Source organism: Pseudomonas reidholzensis, from assembly GCF_900536025.1.
In the GTDB taxonomy this organism is placed as follows: Bacteria; Pseudomonadota; Gammaproteobacteria; order Pseudomonadales; family Pseudomonadaceae; genus Aquipseudomonas; species Aquipseudomonas reidholzensis.
In genome coordinates, this window is the sequence record NZ_UNOZ01000030.1 from 127,257 (window position 1) to 145,932 (window position 18,676).

An 18,676-nucleotide genomic window follows, 5' to 3' on the forward strand; every position below is an offset into this window, starting at 1 on the left:
GAATGCACGCACGACGGACTGTGAAGTGGGGTGTCGCACTCGGCATCCTGCTGTTGGTGACAACGCTACTTGGTCTTTGGCTATGGTGGCATCCAGAGACACTCGACCTGGTGGCCGGTGGTGACCGGCAAACCGCTCTGCTGCAGTTGATCGCTGGGTGGGGCGTGCTCATGTTGGGGCTGTTGGGTGGGCAACTGCTGCTGAGCCGTTGGCTCGGCAACTGGGCGTATCGTCGCCAGCAGGTGCAGGCCCCCGCGCCCGAGATGATCCTTGGCGTTGCGGGTCAGCCTGCGACTACCGAAACGATCATCGAGAACCTGCGCGAGCGGTATGGCTGGAGGTGGCGCCACAAGGTGCGCCTGTACCTGGTCGTGGGTGAGCCTGAGCAGATCGAAGCCATCGCCCCAGGCCTGGCTGAGCAGCGCTGGTTACTCAACGATCGCACGGTGCTGATCTGGGGCGGCAGCGTGCAGGCGCCGTTGGATAAAAGCCTGGTCGCTGAATGGCGAGCACTTTGTCGCTGGCGAGGGTTCACCGGCGTTGTCTGGGCGCTGGGTGACCAGCCTGACGCCGCCCAGGCGATGCACATGAGTGCTTACCACCTGCGGGGCTTGGCCAGCGGCCTGCGCTGGCAGTTGCCGCTGCACCTGTGGCAGGTGTGCAGCAGTGGCTGGTCACAGCACAGGCGCAAGGTGCAGCCAGTGGGCTGCGTGTTACCTGCACGGTTCACCCGCGAGGACTTGGATGAGCGCTTACGGTATCTGCATAAATCCTTAAGCGACCACGGCTGGGCCGAGATGGCCACCGAGCTGAAACATGATTTCCTGCTGCGCTTGTCGCGTGACCTTCAAGTCGAAGGCCGAGGCGATTGGCGTGATGCGCTGGCTGCCGTAGGTCGGCGGCGCAATCTGCTGCTGCGGGGGCTGTGGTTCAGCCTGCCAGCGCGGCGCAACGAACATTCGGCACTGGACCACCACAGCCTGCTCGACCCGTCCTGGTCGGGTGTGCTGGGCGACACACGAGGCAGGCCGCGTAGAGTAGGCTTGAGCGCCGCTCGCATGGGTTACGTCGGTGTGTTGGGCTTTGCCGCCGTATGGGGCGCTGGCCTGCTGCTGTCCTTCGCCAGCAACCGTGCCGAAATCGGACGGGTAGGGCAGGCGCTGGCGGCGCTCCAGCAACCGGCATCCGCCACCGACCCACTGGGCGCATTGGGCGAGCTGGCTCGCGAGCTGTCGCGCCAGGATTACCGCGCCGAACATGGCGCCCCCTGGTACCAGCGCTTCGGCCTGGACCGTAGCGAAGCGTTGCGCGACATTCTGTGGCCGCACTATGTGCAAGCCAGCAACCAACTCCTCCGCGATCCGGCAGCAGCAAGTTTGCAAGCACATCTCAGTGCCTTGGTCGGGCTACCGCCCGGCAGCCCCGAGCGCGCCAAGCGGGCGCAAGATGCCTATGCGCAACTGAAGGCCTACCTGATGCTGGTCCGTCCGGAAAAAGCCGACGCAGCGTTCCTGGTTCAGACCTTGGGTACTGAAGAACCTGCGCTGTGGAAGTTCTACACCCAGCAACTGCCTGCCAACCCCGACTGGGCCATCGAAGCGGCCCCAAAACTGATCGCCCAAGTCCGCCAGGTCCTGCTCGCCCAACTCGGCCAGCGCAACGCCGAAACCAGCCTCTACCAGCAGATCCTCGACACCGCCGCCAATCACTACCCACCGTTGGACCTGCAACACACGGTCGGTGAAACCGACGCAAAAACGCTGTTCGCCACCACCGCCAGCGTACCGGGCGTATTCACCCGGCAGGCCTGGGAAGGCCAGGTGCGCCCAGCTATCGCTGAAGCGGCCAAGGCGCGTCGCGAGGAGATCGACTGGGTGCTCAGTGACAGCCCGGCCGATATAGCTGCCGAGCTCAGCCCGAGCGAGCTTGAAGCGCGCCTCACCGCTCGCTACTTCCAGGACTACAGCCGCGCCTGGTTGGATTTCCTCAACAGCCTGCGCTGGCAACAGCGCAAGAGCCTGGACGAGGTAATCGCCCAACTGACCCTGATGAGCGACGCCCGCCATTCCCCGTTGATCGCGCTGATGAACACCCTGGCCTACCAAGGGCAAGCCGGTATCCGTGGCCAGGCCCTGGCGGACTCGCTGATCAAGTCGGCGCAAAACCTGATGGGCCAGGACAAGACAGCCTTGATCGATCAACGCCCACAAAGCCAGACCGGTCCGCTGGACAGCACGTTCGGCCCTCTCTTGGCCCTGCTCGGCAAACACCCTGATGTCCAGTCCGCTAATGACGACCTGAGCCTGCAAGCCTTCCTCATCCGAGTCACCAGCGTGCGCCTGAAATTGCAGCAAGTGACCAGCGCCGCCGACCCGCAAGCCATGACCCAAGCCCTCGCGCAGACGGTATTCCAGGGCAAGCAGGTCGACCTCACCGACACCCGTGCCTACGGCAGTTTGATTGCCGCCAGCCTGGGCGCGGAGTGGGGGCGGGCGGCCCAGACCTTGTTCGTACAACCGCTGGAACACGCCTGGCAGCGCGTCCTGCAGCCCTCGGCCGTGGGCCTCAACCGCGAATGGCAACGGGCAATCGTCGACCCCTGGCAGGGCGCATTCGCCGGCCGCTACCCGTTTGCCGCGACCAGCAGCGATGCCTCGCTGCCGATGCTCGGGAAGATGATCCGCGCCGATTCCGGGCGCATCGAGCAGTTCCTGCGCGAGCAGCTCTCAGGGCTGTTACGCAAGGAGGGCAGTCGCTGGGTCGCTGACCCGCGCAATGGCCAAGGCTTGCGTTTCAACCCCAAGTTCCTGGCGGCGATCAACCAGCTCGGCCACCTGGCCGATGTGCTCTACACCGACGGCGGCATGGGCCTGAGTTTCGAACTGCGGGGCAAGCCGGTGCGTGATGTGGTGCAGACCACCTTCATGCTCAACGGCGAAATCCATCACTACTTCAACCAGCGCGAGCGCTGGCAGCGTTTTCGCTGGCCTGGGCTCGGCGAATATCCCGGTACCCGCCTGACCTGGACCAGCGTCGATGCCGGTGAGCGGCTGTTTGCCGACTACGAGGGGACCTGGGGCCTGATCCGCTTGCTCGAACAGGCCCAGGTAACCGCGCTCAACGACGGCGACAGCCACTTCCGCCTGGTGATCAAGGCGCCGGACGGCATCGGCCTGACCTGGAACCTGCGCACCGAGCTGGGCATGGGCCCCTTGGCCTTGCTCACGCTGCGCGACTTCAGCCTGCCGCAGGAGATCTTCCTGGTCGAGGAGCGAAAAGCCCGGCCGTCCGGCCGGGCGAAGGGTTCGAGCTAACGAGCGAGGCTTCGCCTCAGCGCATCGCCGCCAGCTTGATCCCAAACCCCACCAGGCAAGCCCCGGCCAACCGTTCCAGCAGGTTGGCCATCTTCGGGCTGGCGCGCATGCGCTCAGCCAAATGATGGGTCAGCAGCACCGCAACCAGCCCGTAGAGCAAGGTCAGGGCGGCCACGGTCACGGCCATGAAGGCAAAAGTGATCATGCCCTGGTGATGGACCGGATCGACGAACAGCGGAAAGAAGGCCATGTAGAACATGATCGCCTTGGGGTTGAGCAGGGTGATCATCATGGTCTGGCGCAGGTACTGGCCGCTGTCCATGCGGGTGGTGCGCGGGGCGCCGCCGGGTTTGCTCAGCAGCATGCGCAAGCCGAGCCAGGCGAGGTACGCGGCGCCGGCCCACTGCACCACGTGAAACGCCGCGGGGTAGGCCGCCAGCAACGTGGCGACGCCGGCCACGGCCAGCCACATGAGCACCTGGTCGCCGAGGATGACCCCGCAGGTCGCGGCCAGGCCGCCTTTGATGCCGCCCTTGCCGGTGGCGGTGATCAAGGCGAAGTTGCCCGGGCCGGGGATGGCCAGCAGGAGCAGGAAGGCAATCACGAAGGCGCCATAGTCGGTCACGCCGAGCATCGGTAGATCTCCAGTTGAGGCAGTGCGGTCGGTCACTCGATATATGCCACCTTCTGCCGCGCTTGCAAAGCCATGGCTGAAATTGCCGGGCGATTAATTTTTCTGAGGTTTCCTACGTTTACTTGAGAGCAGCCCTGCGCCGTGCGCGTATCTGCCTTCATCATTCAAGGAGACAGGCAATGACTTCCGTTTTCGACCGCGACGACATCGTGTTCCAGGTAGTGGTCAACCACGAAGAGCAGTATTCCATCTGGCCAGACTACAAGGCGATCCCGACCGGCTGGCGCGCGGCGGGCAAGAGCGGGCTGAAAAAGGACTGCCTGGCCTACATCGACGAGGTCTGGACCGACATGCGGCCATTGAGCCTGCGCCAGAAGATGGCAGAAGTCGCGGCGCAGTGAGGCCTGGCCGGTGAGTGCAGTGAACCTGTTTTGCCTGCCGTACTCCGGCGCCAGCGCCATGGTCTACAGCCGCTGGCGGCGCAAGCTGCCGGCCTGGCTGCAGGTGCGGCCGGTGGAACTGCCCGGGCGCGGTGCACGCATGGCCGAGCCGCTGCAGACCGACCTGCAGGCGCTGGCCCGGCAGTTGGCCAGCGAGCAGCGCCTGGCCGCCAATACCCCCTATGCGTTGCTCGGGCACAGCCTGGGCGCGCTGCTGGCGTTCGAACTGGCGCACGAGCTGCAGGCGTTGGGTTGCCCGCCGCCGTTGGCGTTGTTTGCCTGTGGCACCGCGGCGCCGACCCGGCGTGAGGAATACGACGGCATCAAGTGGCGTGAGCCGCGCAGCGACGCGGAGCTGATCGACGAGCTGCGCGAGCTGCAGGGCACGCCGGAGGAGGTGCTGGCCAATCACGAGTTGATGAGCCTGACCTTGCCTATCCTGCAGGCCGACTTCCTCTTGTGTGGGCGTTACAGCTACCGCCAGCGCCCGCCGCTGGGTTGCCCGCTGCATGTGCTGGGCGGCGACGCCGACCGGGCCAACCCCGAGCAGTTGCAGGCCTGGGGCCAGGAAACCCTGGGGGCGTTTTCGGTGGAGACCTTCCCCGGCGGGCATTTCTTCATCCATGAGCATGAGGACCGGGTGCTCGGGGTGTTGGCCGAAGCGCTCGAGCCGCACCGCCTGTCTGCCTGATTGACGCCATCCCTTGCTTGCGAGAGGCTTGAGTTTTTCCTACGCAAGGGATGGACAATGCTGATCGACCCTCTCAAGGCCACGCTGCTGGTCGTCGACATCCAGGAAAAACTCATCGGCGCCATGAGCGACCCCGAGGGCACACGGGCGCGTGCGCGCTGGCTGCTGGCGGCGACCGCCGAGCTGGAGCTGCCTACGGTGATCTCCGAGCAATACCCCAAAGGCCTCGGCCACACCTTGGCCGAGCTCACGGCCGCCGCGCCTGCGGCCGAGGTGGTGGAAAAACAGCATTTCTCCTGCGTGGCCGCCAACTGCCTGCCGGCCAGCCTGCTGGCGCGTGAGCAGGTGATCGTCTGCGGCATGGAAACCCACGTCTGCGTCCTGCAGACGGTGCTTGGCCTGCTCGGCCTGGGCAAGCAGGTGTTCGTCGTCGAGGACGCCTGCGACAGCCGCACGGCGGCGAGCAAGGCGGCGGGCCTGGCGCGAATGCGCGCCGCCGGGGCGCAGGTGGTCACCCGCGAGATGGTCCTGTTCGAGCTGCTGGGCAGTGCCAGCCACCCGTTGTTCCGCCACATCAGCAAGGCCTACCTGGTCGGTGAACAGCCCTGAACGCGCGCCTGGCGAGCTCGGGGTTGCTGATCCTGGCACTGCTGCAAGGTTGCGCCGGGCGCCTGGAGGAAACCCCAGAAGCCGATCCGGGCAAGGTTCGCTCACAGCTATTGCGGCTGTTGCCGGCCCAGGCCAAGGATCGCCAAGGCTGGGCCGAGGACATCCAGGTGGCCTTCACGGCCCAGCGCCTGGCGCCGAGCAAGAGCAACCTGTGTGCGGTGCTGGCGGTCACGGAGCAGGAGTCGACCTTCAACGCCGACCCGCAGGTCCCCAACCTGGGCCGTATCGCCCGGCAAGAGATCGACCGCCGTGCCGGGCGCCTGCACATCCCCAAGCTGCTGGTCGATGGCGCCCTGATGACCCCTTCGGGCAACGGCCAGACTTACCAGCAGCGGCTGCTGGCGGTGCGCAGTGAAAAGCAGCTGAGTGCGCTGTTCGACGACTTCATCGCCGGCCTGCCGCTGGGCAAGACCTTGCTCGGCGGGCTGAACCCGGTGCATACCGGTGGGCCGATGCAGGTCAGCATCGACTTCGCCGAGCGGCATGCCAAGGACTATCCCTACACGTACCAGGGCACGATCCGCCAGGAGGTGTTCAGCCGCAGGGGCGGGATGTACTTCGGCATCGCCCACTTGTTGGGTTACCCGACCCACTATGAGCGCCCGCTGTATCGCTTCGCCGATTTCAACGCGGGTTGGTACGCCAGTCGCAATGCGGCGTTTCAGGCGGCGTTGAGCCGGGCGACCGGGGTCAGTCTGGCGCTCGACGGGGACCTGATCGCGCCAGGGGCGATCATGCCGGGCACCACCGAGCAGGCGGCGCGCAAGTTGGGGGTGAAGCTGGGGCTGCGTAATAGCCAGATTCGCAGTCAGCTGGAGCAGGGCGATAGCCTGGAATTCGAGGACACTGAGTTGTATGACGGGGTGTTTGACTTGGCGGATGCCAAGGCGGGCAAGAAAGTTGCGCGGGCGGTGTTGCCGGGGATCGAGCTGAAAAGTCCTAAGATCACCCGCAAGTTGACCACGGCGTGGTTTGCGGGGCGGGTGGATGAGCGGTATCAGCGCTGCATGAAGCGTTGAGAAGGGTGTCTGACCCATGGGGCTGCTTTGCAGCCCATCGCGGGCAAGCCCGCTCCTACAGGGAACGGGCTTGCGCGTGAAGGGTCAGCCTTACTGCAGGACGCCGATCACCTGCTCGACACTGGCCTTGAGCCCGGCGACGGTGTCGTCCGGGTCACTGTCTAGCACCAGCAGCTTGGCGCCGGACGCCTTGATCACCTCGGCGACCTCGGGCGCAGGCTGGCGATGGTGCACCACCAGCGCCACGTCCTGGGCCTCGAGGGTGTCCGCCAATGCCTTCAGCGCTGCCTCGTCCCATTTGTCATCGGCCGGCAGCGGCTGGTCGACCACGTCCAGGTTCAAGCCACGGGTGAGGTAATCCAGGCGCTCCGACAGGCTCACCACGCTGAGGTTGTCGGCCTCGGCGAGGCGTGTCTGGCTGCTCGAGATCAGCTCCAGCATCTGCCGCTTGAGCCCGGCCAGGTTGGCCTGGATCTTGTCCTTGTCCGCCGGCGACAGCCGCTCCAGGTCATTGGCCATGACGTCGGCTATGCGCCCCAGGTTGGTCGGGTTGAGCCACGGATAACCGGCAATGGCCTCGTCGCCTTGCACCGCGATGCCTGGCAGCGCGCCGTCGACCGGGCGCGCGGCATCGATCTCGACAATGCGGATGTTGCTGCGCCGCGCCATCGGGTACAGCGGGTCGTCACGCCAGATCGAGCGCAGGCCGATCACCGCGTCGGCCTGGCGTGCGGCTTTGTCCAGGCTGGCGCCGCCACGGCCGCTGAAGTACGACGGCTGACGGGTGGCCGGCAGGTTGGCCGGCGCGGCGCGCGTGAGTTGCACCGAGGTGCCCTCGAGCAGGGTGGCGGCCAGGCTGTGGGTCACCGGCAGGGTGGTCAGCACGCTGGTGGCGGCGGTCGCTTGCGCGGGTGCGCTGGGTTGCGCGGCCAGGGCCAGGGCAGGCAGGCCAGCCAGGGCCAAGGCCAGGGTCAGTTGCTTGAGCGTGAGAGTCATGCCGGGTTTCCTTGCAGGCGTGGTACGAGGGCGCGGGCCAGCGCAGCGAGGGCGAAGCACACGCCGGCCACCAGGATGATCGCGGCGCCGGACGGCACCGGCAGGTCGAAGACGATCGGCAGGAGGATGCCGCACAAGGTGCTCAGCGTGGCGATCAGCACCGAAACGAAGAAAAACCCCTTCAGTGACTGGCTGACCAAGCGCGCGGCGGCTGCCGGGATCACCAGCAGGGCGCCGACCAGGATCGCCCCGATGACCTTCACCGAGGCCACGGTCACCAGCGTCACCAGCACCACGAACAGGTAGTCCAGGGTCTTCACCGCGACCCCGCGCACGGCGGCCAGTTGCGGGTTGAAGCTGGCCAGCATGATGCGGTTGTACAGCGGCAGGGCCAGGGCCAGCACCAGTACCGCGACGATACCCAGCACCACCAGGTCCTGCGCGCTCACCGTCAGCACCGAGCCGAACAGCACGTTCTCGAGGATGTGCACGTTGATCTTGCCGGCCAGCATCAGCAGCAGGCTCGCCCCCAGCGCCAGCGACACCGAAAGAAACACGCCGATCAGCGTATCGGGTGACAGCCCGGTGCGGTTCCGCAGGAAGTTCAGCAGGATGCCGAACAGCAGGCAGTAGCCGAACAGGCTGCCGTACGGCCCGGTGTACGGCTCGCCGAGCAGGATGCCGATGGCCACGCCGGTCAGCGCGGCGTGGCCGACCGCTTCGGAGAAGAAGGCGAAGCGCTTGACCACGACGAGGGTGCCAAGGCCGCCGAGCACCGGGCCGATCATCAGGCCGGCGATCAGCGCGTTGATCACGAAACCGTAGGCCAGGGCCTCCGGCAGGTAGCCAGCGCTGGCCCATTCCTGGACCAGTTGGCGAAAGGCTTCAAAGCTCATCAGGCGAGGCTCTCGCTGCGGGGGTGGACGGAGAACAGCCCAAGCAGGCGCTCCGGGGTCAGGGCTTGCGCCGGCGGGGCGTCGAACAGCACCTTGCGGCTCAGCCCGGTAACCCGGTCGGCCAGGCGCAGCACCGCTTCCAGGTCGTGCTCGATCCACAGCACGGTGGTGCCAGCCTGGCGCCAGCCGTGCAGCAGTTGCTCGAACACCTGGATGCCGGCTTCGTCGAGGGCCGACATCGGCTCGTCGAGCACCAGCAGTTGCGGTTCGGGGATCAGCCCCTGGGCCAGCAGCACGCGCTGACGCTCGCCACCCGACAGCGCGCCCATGCGCCGCTTGCGCTTGTCGAGCATGCCGACCCGCGCCAGGGCGGCGTCGATGGCCGGCTGCACGCGCCGCGACAGGCCGAGAAACGCCGGGCGGCGCTGGCACATGGCGGCCATGAAGTCGTCCACCGTCATCGGCAGGCCGCGGTCGAACTCCAGCGCTTGTGGCACATAGCCGATCACTTCGCGCTCGGTCGGCCAGTGCAGGGTCAACTGGCCCTGGTGCGGCATCTGCCCGAGCAGGGTCTTGATCAACGAGCTCTTGCCGCCGCCGTTGGGGCCGACGATGGCGTGCACGCTGCCCGGCGCGGCGCTGAAGCCGACGTGCTCGAGGATGCGCGTGCGGCCGAGGGTCAGGTCGATGTCGGCGAACTCGATGCGTGGCCCATGGATGGCGCTGAGGTTGGCCGCGGCGGTCATGCGCGGTTCTCCTGGATCGCCTTGACCACGGTATCGAGGTTGCGCTTCATCTCCACTTCGTACTTGTCCTTGGTGTATTCACCGTAGGAAATGTGCGTCAGTGGGTAGATGTGCACGCCGGATTCACGCTGGATGGTCTCGACGTAGGCCGAGGGGAAGTCCATCTCGGAGAAGATCACCTTGACGTCCAGCGCCTTGAGCTGGTCGATGGTCTTCTTCAGCTGCGCCGGGCTCGGCTCGATGCCGTGGGCCGGTTCGACCACGGCGGTGACTTCCAGGCCAAAGTCGCGCACCAGGTAGTCGTAGGCGGCATGGATGGTGGCGACGCGAAACTCGGCGTTGGGCGCCTCGGTGACCTTGGCCAGGGCATCGGCGCGCAGTTTGCGCAGGCGCTTGGCGTAGGCGCGAGCGTTTTGGGTGTAGAACTTGGCGTTGTCCGGGTCGAGCTTGCCCAGCTCGCGGGCGATGTTGTTGACCTGGGCGATGGTGGCGCTGATCGACAGGAAGGTGTGCGGGTTGACCACCTTGCCGGCGCCGCGCGCGGCGATGCCGGTGGCCGCCAGCAGCGGCACGTTGGCGTTGGACTCGATGGTCTTGATCTGCGGTTTTTCGCTGGCGGCGATCATCCGGTCGGCGAAGTCATCATGGCCGACACCGTTGAGCACGATCACATCCAGGCTGCCGATGCGCTTGATGTCCTCGGCGCGCGGTTCGTACGCGTGCGGGTTGAAGCCGGCCGGAATCAGCGGCACCACCTCGGCCTTGTCGCCGACGATGTTGCTCACGTAGCTGTAGTAGGGGTGCAGGGTGATGCCGATGCGCAGCGGCTTGCCATTCTCGGCCTGGGCCAGGGCGGGCAGGGCGCAGGCCAGGAGCAGGGCGAGCGCGCGGCGGACGAATGCGGAGCGAAGCATGGGGGAGTCCTTGGGTTCAGTGACGGTGTTGGCGGGTGACGCCGGCGTCGTAGTGGCTGATCACCTGCTGCCAACCGGCGGCGATCAGGGCCTCGTGGCCGAGATCGTCCGGCGCCACGGCGGCGCTGTCACGGCGCAGCCAGACATCGGCCGGGGCGTCGGCCTGGGCGGGCAGGATCAACAGAAAGCTGCCGGCCACCTGGGCGTCCTGGCTGCGGCCAAGGTAGGCACCGGCCTCGAGCCACTGCCATTGATGACGGCCACGGCTGTCGCTGGCGGCATCGCTGACGAACGGCGGCAGGCCGTCATCGGCCAGGCTGGCGACCGTTGGCACGCTGTTGTCTTCGGCACGCAGCATCTGGATCTCGTCGAACGCCACCCAGAGGTCGGTGAACACCCCCTGTTCGGCGGCATTGAGATCGCGGCGCACGTCGAGCTGGTGGCTGGCGATGCTGACTTCGTCTTCGCGTTCGCCGCGCAGCGTCACCACCGTGGCCGCGAGGGCGACGATCAGCAGGGCCACCAGCAGCACATAAAGGGTCTCGTGCCCGGCACCGGCCGGGCGTATCACCTGGGCGCGGCTCATGGCTCGCCTATGTCGGCATGGTCGATTTCGACGACATGGCCGGGGCCTGCATCGAACAACACGTAGAACTCGCCGTCCGGGCGTTTGAAGGTGAGGGTGGAGTCTTCGCCGAGCTTGCTCTCGACCAGTTTCTGTTCGTCATAGCCGATCACATCGAGGATCACCCCCGGTGCGCCGCTGCCGTCGGAGAAGCCGCCCGTGCACTTGATCTGATCGCTGCCCACCGGCTCGCAGTCGCACATCGGGTTGTGCGCCAGGGCCGGGCCGGCGGCCAGGGTCAGCAGGGGCAGGGCGAGCCTGCGCAACAGGTGTTTCATTTCTTGCCTCCTTGTTTCTCGAGCCAGGCCACGGTGGCCGGGGATGCCTGGGCCAGCGCGACCGGGGCCTGGTGCATGCTGCCGTCCCAGCCTTCGATGGTGATCCAGATCTGCGCGTCGGGCTTGGTCTTTGGCGGCACCGGCAGCGAGGTGATCATGCGGTACGGCGCGCCGAAGAAGATCGTCCCGGCGGCGCGCAGGCTGCGCGGCTTGCCGATGCGCAGGTAGACCGCCTTGACCTGTTGGGTGCAGGCCTTGCACAGGGCGGCGTTGAACAGCTTGAAGTGGCCCGCCGGGCCATCGGCCTTGGGGGCTTCGTCGCGCAGCTCGGCGAGGTCCAGGGTGTACGGGCCGACCTGGATGTTGTTGATCGGGTTGGCCCCCAGGCCGCTGTCGCCGCGGAACATCGCCGCATCGGCGAAGTACTTGGGCATGAAGCCCAGCGGGATGAGGATCAGCAGGATGTTCAGGTGGAAGCGCCATTTCAGCCAGAGCTGTTTCAACGGGCGTGCGGGCAGGGCTTGGGCCTGGCTCATGGCTGGATCTCCACGGGGGTTTCACTGCGTGCCTTGCGCGTGCGCGGTGCGCGCTCGCTGCGCTTGAGGGCGGCGGCGGTCGCCTGGGCGGTGCGCTTGGTCCAGATCAGCAGGCCGCTGAGCACCATCAGGGTCAGCACCAGGCCGAAGAAGAACCAGATCAGCTTGATCGCCAGGCCACCGAAATCGCCGGTGTGCAGCGGGCGCATGGACTCGGTGACGAACTCCAGGGTCGAGCGGTCTTCGAGCACCGATTTGCTGTCGACGTTGCGCGTGTAGGGGTTGATCGAGGCGCTCTGGAACATCAGCGGGTACCAGCCGCGGCCGCCCATGCTGACGTGGCTGTAGGCCGTGCTCGGCAACGTGATGAAGGTCACTTCCAGGCCGGGAATGGCCGTGGTGGCGATGCGTGCCGCTTCATCCAGGCCGATCCGTGGGGCCGGGCTGCCATCGGCGGTGTGCGGTACGTCCTCGCGGGAGATCACCGGCACCACCGGTTCGGTGGAGATGGTGATGTGGTTGTCGGCGAGGATCGCCTGGATCAGGAACCACGTGCCGGTGATGGCGATCACGGCGATGAACCAGATCGACCAGACCCCGGCCAGGCGGTGTACGTCACCCCAGAAGATCCGCGAGCCGTGCCCACTGCGCACCGGCTTGAAGAAGCCCCGCCAGAACTTCTTGTAGACCACCAGCCCGGTCACCAGCGAGGCCAGCATCGGCAGGCCGAGCAACGACACCAGGTACCAGCCCCAGCTGTAGCCGCTGGTGAACGGCACCAGCCACCAGCCATGCAGGGCGCGGGTAAAGCCCTCGAAGTTGAAGTCCGGCATCTTGCCCTGGATCACCCCCGTGTACGGGTTGACGTAGAGGGTCGGCGAGGTGCCGTCGGGGTAGGTGACGGCAGCGGTCACGGCGAAGTGCGAGCCGTCTGGCTGCGACAGCCGGCGCACGGCGATGTCGGGTTCGGCCTTGTTCATGGCTTCCAGGATCTGCTGGAAACTCAAGCGCTCGGCGGCGTCATCCGGCTTGTTCGCGCGCACGTCCGAGTCGGCCAGCCAGACGATCTCCTGGCTGACCACGGCCAGCATGCCGGTAAAACAGACGATCAGGACAAAGAACCAGATCGGCAGGGCGAGCCAGCTGTGCACCAGAAACCACAGCTTGGACTTGGACTTCTTCGTTGATTGGGCCATCGGTCATCTTCTGAAAATGAGGGTCGAGCGCATGCTCAACCGTGTAAGGCTGCATTAATAAGGACGAATGAGAATGCAAATCCCGTCTTTTTAAATGCAAGCAAATATTTCAGAAAGCACAAACCGGCATGCGCGCGGGGGCGACATGCCGGCTCGGGGCCCTGTTCTAGAGGGCTTAGGCGCGGGTCAGGGCGACCGCCGGCTGATGGCTGACGGGCTGTCGGGCGAGGTCTTTGTAGAGTGCCTGGCCGATCTCTGCAGCGCGTGCCGGGAGTACCGAGAGCAACGTGTCGCTCAGCCCATGGGTGGTTTCGCAGAAGCCCTGCAGGTACACCGAGGCGTGCAGGTCCGGGCTGGTCAGCAGGCGGTAGTTACGGTCGGCGCTGAAGTCATCCAGGTAGCCTTGCAGCGGTGCCAGCAGGTCGCGGTGCGACCGGCGCTCGTAACCGGTGGCGAGGATCACCGCGTCGTAGCGGTGGGTCTGCTGCTGGTCGGTGGCGAGGTCGCGCAGGGTTAGCTCGATGCCTTCGGCGGTGGCCACGACTGCTTCGACGTTACGTCGGCACAGCACGTTGTGGCGGTACTGGTGGGCGACCTTCTGGCGATAGAGGATGCCGTAGATCCGATCGATCAGGTCAAGGTCGACCACTGAGTAGTTGGTGTTGTGGTACTCGCCGATCAGCTTGCTGCGTTGCTCGGCCGGCTCGTTGTAGACCAGGTCGGTGTAGTCCGGGGCGAAGATCTCGTTGACGAACGGGCTGTCGTCGGCCGGCTTCAAGGCGGTGGCGCGCAGGATCATGTCGACCTTGACCGACGGATAGCTGTCGTTCAGGTCGATGAACGCCTCGGCGGCGCTTTGCCCCGAGCCGATCACCGCGATGCGCATCGGCTTGCCGTCGGCGCAGGCCAGCTTGGCCAGGCCGCTGAGGTATCTGGAGTGGTGGAATACCCGCGGATCGTCCTTGAACGCGCTGAACTTCTCGGGGATTTTTGGTGTGCCGCCACTGCCGATCACCACCGAACGGGTGCGTCGGCTGTACTCGCGGCCTTGGGCGTCACGCGAGATCAGGCGCAGGTGTTCGACCCGGCCGCTGTGCACTTCCGGCTCGATGCGCAGCACCTCTTCACCGTACACCGCCTGCGTGGCGAAGTGCTCGGCGGCCCAGCGCAGGTAGTCGTTGTACTCCAGGCGGCACGGGTAGAAGGTGCCGAGGTTGATGAAGTCGGCCAGGCGCTGCTTCTGGTGCAGGTAGTTGACGAAGCTGTACGGGCTGGTCGGGTTGCGCAGCGAGACCAGGTCCTTGAGGAAGGAAATCTGCAGCTCGCTCTGGGTCGCCAGGGTGTCGCCATGCCAGCGGTAGTTCTGTTGCTTGTCGATGAACAGGGCATCGAGGGCATGACCTTGGCTCTGCGCCAGTTCTTCCAGGGCGATGGCCAAGGCCAGGTTGGACGGGCCGAAACCCACGCCGATCAGATCTTTGATTGTTTCTGGGGTCTGGCTCATGGCTGCGATTCCCTTAAGTTCGAATGTGGACGCCCGCCGGGGCTCCGGCTCCTGCGCCTTTACACATTCTGGAACGAGCCAGCTTTGGGGGAATTTAGCGCGTGGCTGGCCCTGTGCTGCTGCAACGCGCTAAAGGATTGCTGAAGCCGGCCGATAAGGTGGTCAACGCAAGGACCCCCTCAAAGCAGGTAGATAAAATGGTTGGCATCACTATCAGCAGCGCCGTTTCGCTGGACACCGCGAGCAAGGCCGCCGTGCAGCCCACGCAGGCGCAAGCGACCGAGCAGTCCGAAGCGTCGGGGTCGAGCACTCAGGTCGATATGTCCAAGTTGGCTGCGGGCGGCCAGGCTCAGGCGGCGGGCGGCGCCAGTGAGAGCAGCAGTAGCGAGTCGGAGGCGATCAAGCAACTGCGCGAGACGATCAAGCAGTTGCAGAAACAGTTGGCCGAAGAACAGAAGCAACTGGCCAACCTGGAAGCGCAGAAAACCGACGATGCGGCCAAGCTGTCGGCAATCACCGGCAAACAAGCCAGCATCGCCACGCTCAATGGCGAGATTCTGTCGGCAACGGCGCAGTTGCTGGAAGCGCTGACCCAGTCGGGCAGCAGCACCTCCGGCAGCATGGTCAATACCCAGGTCTGAGCCCCGTCGTGGCCAGGCCATCGCGGGCTCGCCCGCGATGGCCTGGCGTAACAGCGATCAGGCTGCTGTCAGTCGGTCGCCACGCGCGTGCGACGCTCGGCCTTGTACTGCATCGCCACCGCCGGTGCCGGCTTGGCTGCTCCGGTTTCCAGCCACTGGCGCATACGGCTGGCGTCGGCGAAGTGGGTGTACTTGCCGAACGCATCGAGGATGACCATCGCCACCGGGCGGTTGTCCATCCGGGTCAGCAGCACCAGGCAATGCCCGGCTTCATTGGTGAAGCCGGTCTTGGTCAGCTTGATGTCCCAGTTGCTCTTGTTGACCAGGTGGTCGGTATTACGAAAGCCCAGGGTGTAGTTGGGCTTGCGGAAGGCCACGGTCTTCTCGCGGGTGGTCGACAGGTCGCTGAGCTGTGGGTATTTGCGCGACGCCATCAGCAGCTTGGCCAGGTCGCGGGCGGTGGACACGTTCAGGGTCGACAGGCCGGTCGGCTCGACGTAGCGGGTATGCGCCATGCCGAGGCTGCGGGCCTTGGCGTTCATGGCCTTGATGAACGCGCCATAACCGCCCGGGTAATGGTTGGCCAAGGTGTTGGCGGCGCGGTTTTCCGACGACATGAGGGTGATCAGCAGGGTCTCCTTGCGGTCCAGCTGGCTGCCCAGGCGAACCCGTGAATAGACGCCTTTCATCTCCGGGTTGTTGGCGATGGTCATGGTGAGCATTTCGTCCATGGGCAACTTGGCATCCAGCACTACCATCGCGGTCATCAGTTTGGTGACCGATGCGATGGGTACCACGCGGTCGGCGTGGCTTGAGTACAGCTCCTGATTGGTGTTCAGGTCGATCAGCAGGGCGCTGCCGGAGGCCAGGTGCAGTTTGGATGGGTCGCGTTGGACCTGGGCCGGGGGTTGTGCAGCAGCGGTCGACGGGAGGGTCGCGGTTCCTGTGAGCAACAGCAGCAGGCTGAGGATGGACAGGGAAGTTTTCACGTGGAGGCTCACTAAAAGTTGGTATGTCGTTGGCTGTGCAAGGGTTTTCCCCAAAAAACCGCTGCATTGTGGAGTATGGCTGAAAGTGTGTCGAATGCCTTATGACTAAAGGGCGCAAGGTGAACGGAATTTAATCCTGTGCCAATTCTGTACCAATTCTGTACTAAGCGTTGGGTTGGTGAGGCTTTGGTTTTTGGGGGCATATCCGATTGATTTGGTGGCTCTTCTGGCCCCTTCCGCCCTTACGGCGGGTCACTTTTTTTCTTGGAAAAAAGTAACCAAAAACCGCTTGCTCCTGCATCCGGCCCTTCGCTGCGCTACGGGTTCCCTCACTCCGGTCTTGCTCCCGCGAGGACCGGGCTGTACGGGCCTTCCTGGCCCGCAGCCCTTGCCGGCCTTCCTGGCCGTCACCTCGCTTCGCAAGACCTCCGTTCGGCCTCCTGAAGTCGCAGTAGATCAAGATCAACGGCCAGATCAAGTGCCAGGGCAACGGCTGGCGAATCGCTTCGCTCTCGCTGCTTTATAAGGGCGGTACAGCGCGTCAGCGCCAGAATTTGCATTGGCAGTCCCGGCCTATTCGCGGGGCAAGCCCGCTCCCACAGGATCTCCGCTGACAGAAAGAGCGACGCTATCCTGTGGGAGCGGGCTTGCCCCGCGAATAGGCCCGAATAACCACCACCATTGCCACTGTCGAAGATAACGCCAGCCCAGGCGCCGCCCCTAACTCGGCGACCTCAGGAGGCCGAACGGAGGTCTTGCGGAGCGGGGTGACGGCCAGGAAGGCCGGCAAGGGCTGGGGGCCAGGAAGGCCCCTACAGCCCGGTCCACGCGGGAGCAAGGCCGGAGTGAGGGAACCCGCAGCGCAGCGGAGGGCCGTATGTGGGAGCCAGCGGTTTTTGGTTACTTTTTTCCAAGAAAAAAAGTGACCCGCCGTAAGGGCGGAAGGGGCCATAAGCGCCACCACATCGAACGGATAAGCCCACCAATCTCAAGGCACCAGCACCCGACCCGACGAAGGGAATCTCAGCTACCCCGCCAACTCCGGCCACGCATCGATCACCTCCCGCGCATCCTTGCTCGACAACGGCCGCTTCATCCGCTGCGACAGCACCCCCATGGCTCGGCCATAGCCCATGGCGATCACCGCCTCGACCTGATCGTCGACACACTGCAGCGCAATGAAATCGCCTTTTTCCGGCTCACCCACATACTCGATCCGGTTCCAGCTCCGAGCATGCCCAAGCACCTCATAGGTCCGCCCATGCTGATAGGTCCAGAAGTACGGCACATCGTCATAACGCCGACGTTCGCCAAGCATGTTGGCCGCGGCGATCACCGCCTGCTGCTGCGCCAGGCGCCAGTGCTCGATGCGCACCGCGTGGCCGCTGAGCGGGAAGGTCGCCACATCACCCGCAGCCCAGAGGCCCTCAGCGGCTTGCATATGCGCGTCGACCGGCAACGAATCATCGTCCGCCAACGGCATGCCCTTGACGCAGGCCGTTGCCGGTGTAACGCCCGTGCCGAGCAGCACCAGCGAAGTCGCCAGCCGTTCGCCGTTCGCCAGCAGCACGCCAGTGACCTGGTCGTCGCCTTCAAAACGGCTGACCTCGGTGGGGCCGTGAAAGACCACACCCTTGCGTTCATGCAGGGCCTTGATGCTGCGCCCGATGCGCTCACCCAGTTGCTTGCCCAACGGAAACGCGTGGCGGCTCACCACATGCACCTGCAGCCCGTACTGATGCAGGGCTGAGGCGGCTTCCAGGCCGATGAAGCCGTCGCCGACGATCACCACGGCCTGGCCGGGCTCGGCCGCATCCAGCAGGTGCGCGGCATCCTCGCGCGAGCGCAGCACGCAGACGCCCGCCAATTGCGCCCCGGGGATGTCCGGGCGCACGGGTTTGCCGCCAGTCGCCAGCAAGGCATGGTCGTACTTGATCCGCTGGTTGTCGCTGAGCACGATCTGCCGCTTGCCGGCATCCAGCAGGCGCACCTTGGCGTACACGCGCTCGAGCTGGCCGCGACGCAGGTCGTCCGCGTCCAGCAGTGCAGGGACTTCATCGGGGGGCATTTCGCCAGCGATGACGAACTTGCTCAGGGCGGTGCGATCGTAGGCCGCTGGGCGCTCCTGGTCGATCCACACCAGGCGACCGCCGAAGCCGTGGGCGAGCAGGGTGGCTACTGCGGCTGAACCCGCAGCGCCGGCCCCGACCACCACAAAACAGCGAGCGTCCGCATGACGCGGGGGTTGGATCGCGGGCAGCGCCTGATCGTCGACCCAGACCTGGCCATCCTGGACCTGGGTCGGGTAACGGCGCAGATCCGCCAGGGCCGGCGGTTCACAGACGACCCCGTCATCGACGGCGAAGGCCGCCCGGTGCCAAGGGCAGATCAGCATGCCGGCGCAGACCACGCCTTCTTCGAGGGGGGCGCCGGCGTGCGGGCAGTTGGCCTGAAAGGCCAGTACCCGCTCGCCCTGACGGATCAGGACGAGTTCTTCGCTGCCTGCCTGCACCCGCTGCGGCTGGTGCTCTGCAAGTTGCTCGAGGCGGACCACGGCGTGCAAGCTCATCGGCGTTTCTCCAATAGAC

18 protein-coding genes are annotated in these 18,676 nt (G+C 65.4%); 6 read left to right on the plus strand and 12 right to left on the minus strand.

Going from position 1 to position 18,676, the window contains the following annotated elements; translation table 11 throughout:
• Positions 1–2: 2 nt before the first annotated feature.
• Positions 3–3,314 (plus strand): ImcF-related family protein, encoded by a 3,312-nt coding sequence (locus CCOS865_RS20175; RefSeq protein ID WP_119144092.1) that lies wholly within the window; start codon positions 3–5, stop codon positions 3,312–3,314.
• Positions 3,315–3,330: 16 nt separating this feature from the next.
• Here CCOS865_RS20175 and CCOS865_RS20180 read toward each other — a convergent pair whose 3' ends face one another.
• Positions 3,331–3,948 (minus strand): LysE family transporter, encoded by a 618-nt coding sequence (locus CCOS865_RS20180; protein WP_119144094.1) that lies wholly within the window; start codon positions 3,946–3,948, stop codon positions 3,331–3,333.
• Positions 3,949–4,127: 179 nt separating this feature from the next.
• Here CCOS865_RS20180 and CCOS865_RS20185 point away from each other — a divergent pair, with 179 nt between their 5' ends.
• From CCOS865_RS20185 to CCOS865_RS20200, 4 genes are read left to right on the plus strand one after another with little or no spacing between them, the layout of a single operon-like run.
• The gene (locus tag CCOS865_RS20185; RefSeq protein WP_119144096.1) at positions 4,128–4,349 is read left to right on the plus strand and encodes an MbtH family protein; all 222 of its coding nucleotides are present in this window, start codon (positions 4,128–4,130) and stop codon (positions 4,347–4,349) included.
• A 10-nt stretch (positions 4,350–4,359) separates the two neighbouring features.
• On the plus strand, positions 4,360–5,079 hold the full coding sequence (locus CCOS865_RS20190) for a thioesterase II family protein (RefSeq protein ID WP_119144099.1): 720 nt from the start codon (positions 4,360–4,362) through the stop codon (positions 5,077–5,079).
• Positions 5,080–5,136: 57 nt separating this feature from the next.
• Entirely contained in the window at positions 5,137–5,688 is a 552-nt protein-coding gene (locus CCOS865_RS20195) for a hydrolase (RefSeq protein ID WP_119144101.1), read from the plus strand.
• Positions 5,685–6,767 (plus strand): DUF1615 domain-containing protein, encoded by a 1,083-nt coding sequence (locus tag CCOS865_RS20200; protein WP_415842722.1) that lies wholly within the window; start codon positions 5,685–5,687, stop codon positions 6,765–6,767. Before CCOS865_RS20195 ends, CCOS865_RS20200 begins: the two co-directional genes overlap by 4 nt.
• Before the next feature lie 90 nt (positions 6,768–6,857).
• On the opposite strand, the gene CCOS865_RS20205 is transcribed toward CCOS865_RS20200, so the two are convergent.
• The 9 genes from CCOS865_RS20205 to CCOS865_RS20245 all read right to left on the minus strand — a co-directional run bounded on the left by CCOS865_RS20205 (position 6,858) and on the right by CCOS865_RS20245 (position 14,458).
• Entirely contained in the window at positions 6,858–7,763 is a 906-nt protein-coding gene (locus CCOS865_RS20205) for a metal ABC transporter substrate-binding protein (protein WP_119144103.1), read from the minus strand.
• Positions 7,760–8,659, minus strand: a complete 900-nt coding sequence (locus CCOS865_RS20210; protein ID WP_119144105.1) for a metal ABC transporter permease — start codon at positions 8,657–8,659, stop codon at positions 7,760–7,762. Before CCOS865_RS20210 ends, CCOS865_RS20205 begins: the two co-directional genes overlap by 4 nt.
• Entirely contained in the window at positions 8,659–9,405 is a 747-nt protein-coding gene (locus CCOS865_RS20215) for a metal ABC transporter ATP-binding protein (RefSeq protein WP_119144107.1), read from the minus strand. Before CCOS865_RS20215 ends, CCOS865_RS20210 begins: the two co-directional genes overlap by 1 nt.
• Positions 9,402–10,319: a metal ABC transporter substrate-binding protein gene (locus CCOS865_RS20220; RefSeq protein WP_119144109.1), complete on the minus strand. Its 918-nt coding sequence runs from the start codon at positions 10,317–10,319 to the stop codon at positions 9,402–9,404. Before CCOS865_RS20220 ends, CCOS865_RS20215 begins: the two co-directional genes overlap by 4 nt.
• Before the next feature lie 16 nt (positions 10,320–10,335).
• Complete coding sequence (locus tag CCOS865_RS20225; protein ID WP_119144111.1) at positions 10,336–10,905, minus strand: DUF6162 family protein; 570 nt, start codon at positions 10,903–10,905, stop codon at positions 10,336–10,338.
• Positions 10,902–11,222, minus strand: a complete 321-nt coding sequence (locus CCOS865_RS20230; protein WP_119144113.1) for a hypothetical protein — start codon at positions 11,220–11,222, stop codon at positions 10,902–10,904. Before CCOS865_RS20230 ends, CCOS865_RS20225 begins: the two co-directional genes overlap by 4 nt.
• Entirely contained in the window at positions 11,219–11,758 is a 540-nt protein-coding gene (locus CCOS865_RS20235; RefSeq protein ID WP_119144115.1) for a thiamine pyrophosphate-binding protein, read from the minus strand. Before CCOS865_RS20235 ends, CCOS865_RS20230 begins: the two co-directional genes overlap by 4 nt.
• A complete protein-coding gene (locus CCOS865_RS20240; RefSeq protein ID WP_119144117.1) occupies positions 11,755–12,954 on the minus strand; it encodes a PepSY-associated TM helix domain-containing protein in 1,200 nt (399 codons plus the stop codon). The genes CCOS865_RS20235 and CCOS865_RS20240 overlap by 4 nt, the downstream gene beginning before the upstream one ends.
• Positions 12,955–13,129: 175 nt before the next feature.
• On the minus strand, positions 13,130–14,458 hold the full coding sequence (locus CCOS865_RS20245) for a lysine N(6)-hydroxylase/L-ornithine N(5)-oxygenase family protein (RefSeq protein WP_119144119.1): 1,329 nt from the start codon (positions 14,456–14,458) through the stop codon (positions 13,130–13,132).
• A gap of 197 nt (positions 14,459–14,655) precedes the next feature.
• On the opposite strand from CCOS865_RS20245, the gene CCOS865_RS20250 reads away from it, so the two are divergent.
• Positions 14,656–15,099, plus strand: coding sequence for a hypothetical protein (locus CCOS865_RS20250; RefSeq protein WP_119144121.1), 444 nt, complete (start codon positions 14,656–14,658; stop codon positions 15,097–15,099).
• A gap of 68 nt (positions 15,100–15,167) precedes the next feature.
• On the opposite strand, the gene pbpG is transcribed toward CCOS865_RS20250, so the two are convergent.
• Positions 15,168–16,088 carry a D-alanyl-D-alanine endopeptidase gene (gene pbpG, locus CCOS865_RS20255; RefSeq protein WP_119144123.1) on the minus strand — a complete coding sequence of 307 codons (921 nt, stop codon included), beginning with the start codon at positions 16,086–16,088 and terminating at the stop codon, positions 15,168–15,170.
• A 1,027-nt stretch (positions 16,089–17,115) separates the two neighbouring features.
• A complete protein-coding gene (locus CCOS865_RS20260; protein ID WP_119144125.1) occupies positions 17,116–18,657 on the minus strand; it encodes an FAD-dependent oxidoreductase in 1,542 nt (513 codons plus the stop codon).
• Positions 18,658–18,676 lie beyond the last annotated feature (19 nt).

Excerpts from the sequence above, each read along its gene's own strand:
- CCOS865_RS20180 (WP_119144094.1), bottom strand. The coding sequence starts at position 3,948 with ATGCTCGGCGTGACCGACTATGGCGCCTTCGTGATTGCCTTCCTGCTC.
- CCOS865_RS20195 (WP_119144101.1), top strand. The coding sequence starts at position 5,137 with ATGCTGATCGACCCTCTCAAGGCCACGCTGCTGGTCGTCGACATCCAG.
- CCOS865_RS20225 (WP_119144111.1), bottom strand. The coding sequence starts at position 10,905 with ATGAGCCGCGCCCAGGTGATACGCCCGGCCGGTGCCGGGCACGAGACC.
- CCOS865_RS20245 (WP_119144119.1), bottom strand. The coding sequence starts at position 14,458 with ATGAGCCAGACCCCAGAAACAATCAAAGATCTGATCGGCGTGGGTTTC.
- CCOS865_RS20240 (WP_119144117.1), bottom strand. The coding sequence starts at position 12,954 with ATGGCCCAATCAACGAAGAAGTCCAAGTCCAAGCTGTGGTTTCTGGTG.
- CCOS865_RS20230 (WP_119144113.1), bottom strand. The coding sequence starts at position 11,222 with ATGAAACACCTGTTGCGCAGGCTCGCCCTGCCCCTGCTGACCCTGGCC.
- CCOS865_RS20235 (WP_119144115.1), bottom strand. The coding sequence starts at position 11,758 with ATGAGCCAGGCCCAAGCCCTGCCCGCACGCCCGTTGAAACAGCTCTGG.
- CCOS865_RS20220 (WP_119144109.1), bottom strand. The coding sequence starts at position 10,319 with ATGCTTCGCTCCGCATTCGTCCGCCGCGCGCTCGCCCTGCTCCTGGCC.
- CCOS865_RS20185 (WP_119144096.1), top strand. The coding sequence starts at position 4,128 with ATGACTTCCGTTTTCGACCGCGACGACATCGTGTTCCAGGTAGTGGTC.
- CCOS865_RS20260 (WP_119144125.1), bottom strand. The coding sequence starts at position 18,657 with ATGAGCTTGCACGCCGTGGTCCGCCTCGAGCAACTTGCAGAGCACCAG.
- CCOS865_RS20205 (WP_119144103.1), bottom strand. The coding sequence starts at position 7,763 with ATGACTCTCACGCTCAAGCAACTGACCCTGGCCTTGGCCCTGGCTGGC.
- CCOS865_RS20210 (WP_119144105.1), bottom strand. The coding sequence starts at position 8,659 with ATGAGCTTTGAAGCCTTTCGCCAACTGGTCCAGGAATGGGCCAGCGCT.
- CCOS865_RS20175 (WP_119144092.1), top strand. The coding sequence starts at position 3 with ATGCACGCACGACGGACTGTGAAGTGGGGTGTCGCACTCGGCATCCTG.
- CCOS865_RS20250 (WP_119144121.1), top strand. The coding sequence starts at position 14,656 with ATGGTTGGCATCACTATCAGCAGCGCCGTTTCGCTGGACACCGCGAGC.
- CCOS865_RS20215 (WP_119144107.1), bottom strand. The coding sequence starts at position 9,405 with ATGACCGCCGCGGCCAACCTCAGCGCCATCCATGGGCCACGCATCGAG.